General features: G+C 69.1%; 6 protein-coding genes and 1 pseudogene. 6 read left to right on the forward strand and 1 reads right to left on the reverse strand.

Annotation, left to right across the window (positions count from 1 at the left end; all coding sequences use genetic code 11):
* Nucleotides 1-95: 95 nt before the first annotated feature.
* A complete protein-coding gene (gene ddaH, locus VHD82_RS34730) occupies nt 96-926 on the reverse strand; it encodes a dimethylargininase (RefSeq protein WP_325713449.1) in 831 nt (276 codons plus the stop codon).
* A 73-nt stretch (nt 927-999) separates the two neighbouring features.
* On the opposite strand from ddaH, the gene VHD82_RS34735 reads away from it, so the two are divergent.
* The 6 genes and pseudogenes from VHD82_RS34735 to VHD82_RS34760 form a co-directional block, all read left to right on the forward strand.
* Nucleotides 1,000-1,440, forward strand: a complete 441-nt coding sequence (locus VHD82_RS34735; RefSeq protein WP_325713451.1) for an Lrp/AsnC family transcriptional regulator — start codon at nt 1,000-1,002, stop codon at nt 1,438-1,440.
* Between the two features lie 8 nt (nt 1,441-1,448).
* Nucleotides 1,449-2,213 (forward strand): enoyl-CoA hydratase, encoded by a 765-nt coding sequence (locus tag VHD82_RS34740; protein ID WP_325713453.1) that lies wholly within the window; start codon nt 1,449-1,451, stop codon nt 2,211-2,213.
* Between the two features lie 137 nt (nt 2,214-2,350).
* Nucleotides 2,351-4,255 (forward strand): 2-oxoacid:acceptor oxidoreductase subunit alpha, encoded by a 1,905-nt coding sequence (locus VHD82_RS34745; RefSeq protein WP_325713455.1) that lies wholly within the window; start codon nt 2,351-2,353, stop codon nt 4,253-4,255.
* Nucleotides 4,252-5,355: a 2-oxoacid:ferredoxin oxidoreductase subunit beta gene (locus VHD82_RS34750; protein WP_325713458.1), complete on the forward strand. Its 1,104-nt coding sequence runs from the start codon at nt 4,252-4,254 to the stop codon at nt 5,353-5,355. Before VHD82_RS34745 ends, VHD82_RS34750 begins: the two co-directional genes overlap by 4 nt.
* Nucleotides 5,356-5,360: 5 nt before the next feature.
* Nucleotides 5,361-5,789, forward strand: a complete 429-nt coding sequence (locus tag VHD82_RS34755; RefSeq protein WP_325713460.1) for a hypothetical protein — start codon at nt 5,361-5,363, stop codon at nt 5,787-5,789.
* Nucleotides 5,786-6,428, forward strand: a pseudogene (locus VHD82_RS34760) (hypothetical protein); the annotation flags it as partial. The gene VHD82_RS34755 and the pseudogene VHD82_RS34760, both read left to right, overlap by 4 nt.

Genomic DNA, 6,428 nt, shown 5'->3' on the forward strand with positions numbered 1-6,428 from the left:
ACCGGCACCGATCTCGAAATGAGACCTGGCTTGCCGGCTGTCCGGAAACCCTTGTGCCAGGAGGAAAATTTTCACCCGGACAGTACCGCTTCCCGTTACTTCCGGATTTCCAGCGTGCAGCACTTCGGCCCGCCGCCCGCCTTGCGCAGTTCGGCGATGTCGGTCAGCACGGGCTCGTAACCACAAGCGGCCAGCCGCCGCGCGAGCGCGGTCGCCTCCAGGGGCAGCACCACGTTGCGGCCGTCGGAAACGCCGTTCAAGCCGAAGCAGCCGGCGTCGGCGGCGGTGGCGCGCACGGCGTCGGGGAACATCCGAGCCAGAACTCGTTGCGAGCCTTGGGAAAACGCCTCGGGGTAATACGCGATGTGCGCAGGCGATACGTCGGTGGCCTCGCTGAGGACGAACAGCGCGGTGTCGAGGTGGTAGTACCGAGGGTCGACCAAACGCAGTGACAACACAGGCACACCCAGCAATTCCTGTGCCTCGCCGTGCGCCTCGGGGTCGGTGCGGAACCCGGTGCCGGCGAGCAGAATCCGGCCGGTCCACGCGAAGTCGCCCTCGGCCTCGTTGATCCGCGAAGGCATCAGCACGTCGCGGTAGCCGTGCTCGACGAACCAGCGGCGGTAGTGCTCGGCCTCGGGCACCCGCTGCGTCGCGCGAAACCGCGCGCCGAGCACCCGCCCGTCGATCACCGTGCCGGAGTTCGCCGCGAACACCATGTCCGGCAGCCCAGGCTGCGGCTCGATCTCTTCGACCGTGTGCCCCAGTTCGCGATAGATGTCGCGCAGCGCCGTCCACTGTCCCAGCGCGCGCCGCACGTCGACCGGTTTGCTCGGGTCCATCCACGGATTGATCGCGTAGTCGACCGCGAAGTACTTGGGCGGGCACATCAGGTATCTGCGGGTCAGCGGCACCCGAGTGGTCATGATTCCAATGTATGACTCGATTCAGGCACAATCAATCGCTGATTCATGCGCGGACACCTGCTAAACATTGCGTGTGAACACGATAGATCAGCGAATCGTTTCGTGCCTGGTGACGAACGCGCGGGCCAGCTACGCCGAGGTGGGCAAGGTCGTGGGTCTGTCCGCGCCCGCGGTGAAGCGCCGGGTGGACCGCCTCCTGGAAACGGGTGTGCTGCGCGGGTTCACCGCGGTGGTCGATCCCGAGGCGCTGGGCTGGGGCACCGAGGCCTTCGTCGAGGTGCACTGCCGGGGCAACATCTCTCCGGCCCGGATCCGCAGCAGGCTGGAGCCGCTGCCCGAGGTGGTCGCCGCGTACACTGTGACCGGCGCGGCGGACGCCATCGTGCACCTGCGCGCGGGCGACATCCACCAGCTGGAGACGGCGCTGGAACGACTGCGCGGGCTGGAGATCATCGACCGCACGGTCTCCACGGTCGTACTCTCCCGGCTACTGGAGCGCCCGCCCACGCCATGATGGTCGGCATGACCGAACGAATTCTGGCCGAACGTGTCGGCAAAGTCGCCGTCATCACCGTCGACGCTCCCGGCAGGCGCAACTCGCTGACCATCCCGCTGTCCACCGACCTCGCCGCGGCGATCACCGACGCCGAGCACGACACCGGCGTGCACGCGGTGATCGTCACCGGCACCCCGCCCGCGTTCTGCGCCGGCGCGGACCTCAGCGCGCTCGGCGAAGCGCAGGAGGAAGGCCTGCGAAAGGTCTACGGCGGGTTCCTCGCGCTGGCCCGCTGCACGCTCCCGACCATCGCCGCGGTGGGCGGCGCGGCGGTCGGCGCCGGCCTGAACCTGGCGCTGGCGGCCGACGTCCGGCTGGCCGGTCCGCGCGCGAAGTTCATCCCGCGCTTCCTCGAACTCGGCTTGCACCCCGGTGGCGGCATGACGTGGATGTTGCAGCGCGCGGTCGGTGTACAGCGCGCACGCGCGATGACGTTGTTCGGCCAGTCACTGGACGCCGCGGCGGCTGAAGACGCCGGTCTCACCATACGGACGGTCGATGGGAACCACGAAGAGTTACTGCAGGCCGCGCTGGAACTCGCGGCCCCGGCGGCGGACGCACCCCGCGACGTGGTTGTCTCGACCAAGCGCTCCATGCGGCTGACCTTGGCTCTTCCGGAACACGATGCCGCCGTGGAGACCGAGATCGCCCCGCAGCTGGAATCGCTGAACTCGCCGGAGTTCGACGCCCGGCTGCAAGCGATGCAGGCCAGGATCGGGAGCAGAAAGTAACTGTTACGCTGGGTAGCAGGTAAGCCGGATCACAACCCGGGACGGCGGCCCAAAATGCAAAGTAAGGTAGAGGTATCGGCGGAAGTGCGTCCGGGTGTCGACGAAGACACGCCCGGGAGAGAGGGACCCCCTGACCTATGAGCACGAGTGCCAACGGAAACGGCGCGCTGTCGCCCACCCGGCCGACAGAAATCTCGAAGCTGGACCGGGTGGTCATCCGTTTCGCGGGCGACTCCGGTGACGGTATGCAGCTGACCGGTGACAGGTTCACTTCGGAGGCGGCCGCGTTCGGCAACGACCTGGCGACACTGCCGAACTATCCGGCCGAAATCCGCGCGCCACAGGGCACCATCCCGGGTGTGTCGTCGTTCCAGGTGCATTTCGCCGACTACGACATCCTGACCCCTGGCGACCGCCCGGACGTGTTGGTGGCGATGAACCCGGCGGCGCTCAAGGCGAATCTCGCCGATCTGCCGCACCAGGGCACGCTGATCGTGAACACCGACGAGTTCACCAAGCGCAACCTGACCAAGGTCGGCTACGCGGCGAACCCGTTGGAGGACGATTCACTGTCGGCCTTCCAGGTGCACGAGGTCGCGATGTCCACGCTCACCCAGGGTGCGCTCGCGGACACCGGCCTCGGCAAGAAGGACGCCGAGCGTTGTAAGAACATGTTCGCCCTCGGCCTGTTGTCGTGGATGTATCACCGGCCGACCGAAGGCACCGAGCAGTTCCTGCGGGAGAAGTTCGCGAAGAAGCCGGATATCGCGGAGGCGAACATCCTGGCCTTCCGCGCGGGCTGGAACTACGGCGAGACCACCGAGTCGTTCGTGACCACCTTCGAGGTGGCGCCGGCGAAGCTTTCGCCGGGCACGTACCGGCAGATCACCGGTAACACCGCGCTCGCGTACGGAATCGTCGCGGCTTCGCAGCAGTCCGGACTGCAGGTGCTGCTGGGCACGTACCCGATCACCCCGGCGTCGGACATCCTGCACGAGCTGTCCAAGCACAAGAACTTCGGCATCATCACGTTCCAGGCCGAGGACGAGATCGCCGGCATCGGCGCCGCACTCGGCGCGTCCTACGGTGGCGCGCTCGGCGTCACCTCGACCTCGGGCCCGGGTATCGCGCTGAAGTCGGAGACCATCGGCCTCGGCGTGATGCTGGAACTGCCGCTGATCGTGATCGACGTGCAGCGCGGTGGCCCGTCGACGGGTCTGCCGACCAAGACCGAGCAGGCCGACCTGCTGCAGGCGATGTTCGGCCGCAACAGCGAGTCCCCGGTGCCGATCGTGGCCCCGCAGTCCCCGGCGGACTGTTTCGCCGCCGCGATCGAGGCCACCGAGATCGCGCTGAAGTACCGCACGCCGGTGCTGATCCTCTCCGACGGGGCCAACGCCAACGGTTCCGAGCCGTGGCTGATCCCGGACGTCTCGACGCTGCCGGACCTGTCGGTCACCTTCGCGACCGAACCCAACGCGGCCGACGGTTCCGGGGAGTTCTGGCCCTACGTCCGCGATCCCGAGACCCTGGCCCGTGAATGGGCCGTGCCCGGCACCCCCGGCCTGCAGCACCGCATCGGCGGGCTGGAGAAGGCCGACGGCAAGGGCAACATCTCCTACGAGCCGGACAACCACGACTACATGGTCCGGCTGCGCCAGCGCAAGATCGACAACATCGCCGTGCCGGACCTGACGGTGGACGACCCGTCCGGCGGCAAGGCCCGGGTGCTGGCGCTGGGCTGGGGTTCGTCGTTCGGCCCGATCGGGGCGGCGTGCCGCCGCGTGCGCAAGGACGGAATGCCCATCGCGCAAGCACATCTGCGCAATCTCAACCCGTTCCCGGCCAATCTCGGCGCGGTGCTGGCCTCCTACGACCAGGTCATCGTGCCCGAGATGAACCTGGGCCAGCTGGCACTGCTCCTGCGCGCCAAGTACCTGACCGACGTCCACTCCTACACCAAGGTCGCCGGTCTGCCGTTCAAGGCCGAAGAGCTCCAGCACGTTTTCACCGACATCATCAAGGGGGTCGACGCGGCATGACCGCCATCGACAGTTCCATGGGCACTGCTTTGCCACTGTCTGTCAGCGGGCTGGACCTCGTTCCGACCGCCGACGAACCGCAGAAGGCCAAGGAATACAAGTCGGACCAGGAAGTCCGCTGGTGCCCCGGCTGCGGCGACTACGTCGTGCTCAACACCGTGCAGTCCTTCCTGCCCACGCTCGGGCTCAAGCGCGAGAACATCGTCTTCATCTCCGGCATCGGCTGCTCGTCGCGGTTCCCGTACTACCTCAACACCTACGGGATGCACTCGATCCACGGCCGCGCCCCGGCGATCGCGACCGGGCTGGCGACCACCCGGCCCGACCTGTCGGTGTGGGTCGTCACGGGTGACGGCGACGCGCTGTCCATCGGCGGCAACCACCTGATCCACGCGCTGCGCCGCAACGTCAACCTCAAGATCCTGCTGTTCAACAACCGCATCTACGGACTGACCAAGGGCCAGTACTCCCCCACCTCCGAACTCGGCAAGATCACCAAGTCGACGCCGATGGGGTCGCTGGACCACCCGTTCAACCCGATCTCGGTCGCGCTCGGGGCCGAGGCGACGTTCGTCGCCCGCACCCTGGACTCCGACCGCAAGCACCTGCAGTCGGTGCTGCGCGCGGCGGCCGACCACCCCGGCACCGCCCTGGTCGAGATCTACCAGAACTGCAACATCTTCAACGACGGCGCCTTCGACCTGCTCAAGGACTCCGGCACCCGCGACGACTGGACGATCCGGCTCGAGCACGGCCAGCCGCTGCGGTTCGGCGCCGACGGGTCGAAGGCGGTCGTGCGGGACGAGTTCGGGACGCTGTCGATCGCCGAGGACGTCCCCGAAGGCGACCCGCGCGTGGTGGTGCACGACGCGCACCGCGAGGACGCGACCTACGCCTTCGCGCTGTCCCGGCTGTCGTCGCTGGACGCGCGGTACGCGCCGATGGGCGTGTTCCGGGACGTCCAACGCCCGGTGTACGACGCGCTGATGGCCGGCCAGCTCGAGTCGGCGGCCGCCGCGGCGCAGACGTCCAACCAGGGCAACGACGCCGACGCGCTGCAGAAGCTGCTCAGCGGCAGCGACACCTGGGCCGTCGCCTGAGGGGTGTGCTGCCGCGCGGGGTCGTCCTGACCGGCCTCGCCCTGGTGGTGACCGGGACGTTCCTGCCCTGGCTGCACTCCGGCCGGGCCAGCCGGAACAGCTACGCGGTGGACGGAGCGGTGCGCCGGCTGCTGGACGTCTCCGGCGCCGCCGACACCGCCCTGCGGGCCTGGCCGTTCGTCAGCCTGCTGTGCGCGCTCGCCGCGGCCGCGGTGCTGCTGGGCTGGCACCGGACCGGCGCCGGGCTGGCCGCGCTCGCCGCGCTGCTCGCCGGGGGCGTAGCCGGCTGGGCGCTGGCCGCGCCGGGGCACGGGCTGATCCGTCCGGCGACCCTCGGGCCGGCGGTCACGCTGGCCGGCGCCGCCGTCACGGGCCTGGGCGTACTAGCCTGTGCGTCTCGGTTCGAACGCTTTACTGGGAGGGGTTCTGCATGACGACGCCGTCCGACCCGCACGGGGGCTCCGGGGAGCAGCCGGGCGAGTGGTCCGCCCCGCCGGCGAACCAGCCCCCGTACGGCCAACCCCAGTACGGCCAACCCCAGTACGGCCAACCCCAGTACGGGCCGCCGCAGTACCAGCCGCCCCAGCCGCCGCCGTACGGCCAGCCCTCGTACCAGCCGCCCCAGCCGCCGCCCCAATACGGCCAGCCGCAGTACGGGCAGCCGCAGTACGGGCAACCGCAGTTCGGGCAACCGCAGTTCGGGCCGTCCGAGCCGCTGCCGCTGTCCCCGCCGCCGAGCTCCCGCAGCCGGGGCAAGCTGGTCGCCGCGGCGGCGGCCGCCGTCGTGGTGATCGGCGGCGGCGTGGCCACCTACGCGGCCGTCTCCTCCAGCAGCGACGCCGGCGGCGCGGGTGACCCGAAGTCGGCGGTGAAGTCGTTCGTCGGCGACGTCAACGACTCCGACCTCGTCGGCGTCCTCGACGACCTGCCGCCGGGCGAGCGGACCGCGATCGGCAAGCCGATCCAGAACCTGATCGACCAGCTGAAGCGCAACGACGTGCTGCGCCCGGACACCAACCTGAACAAGGTGAGCGGGGTCGACATCAAGGCGAACGACCTCGTCTTCGGCGACA

It is taken from the genome of Amycolatopsis sp. (genome assembly GCF_035546795.1).
GTDB lineage: Bacteria > Actinomycetota > Actinomycetes > Mycobacteriales > Pseudonocardiaceae > Amycolatopsis_E.

Excerpts from the sequence above, each read along its gene's own strand:
- VHD82_RS34750 (WP_325713458.1), top strand. The coding sequence starts at position 4,252 with ATGACCGCCATCGACAGTTCCATGGGCACTGCTTTGCCACTGTCTGTC.
- ddaH (WP_325713449.1), bottom strand. The coding sequence starts at position 926 with ATGACCACTCGGGTGCCGCTGACCCGCAGATACCTGATGTGCCCGCCC.
- VHD82_RS34745 (WP_325713455.1), top strand. The coding sequence starts at position 2,351 with ATGAGCACGAGTGCCAACGGAAACGGCGCGCTGTCGCCCACCCGGCCG.
- VHD82_RS34740 (WP_325713453.1), top strand. The coding sequence starts at position 1,449 with ATGACCGAACGAATTCTGGCCGAACGTGTCGGCAAAGTCGCCGTCATC.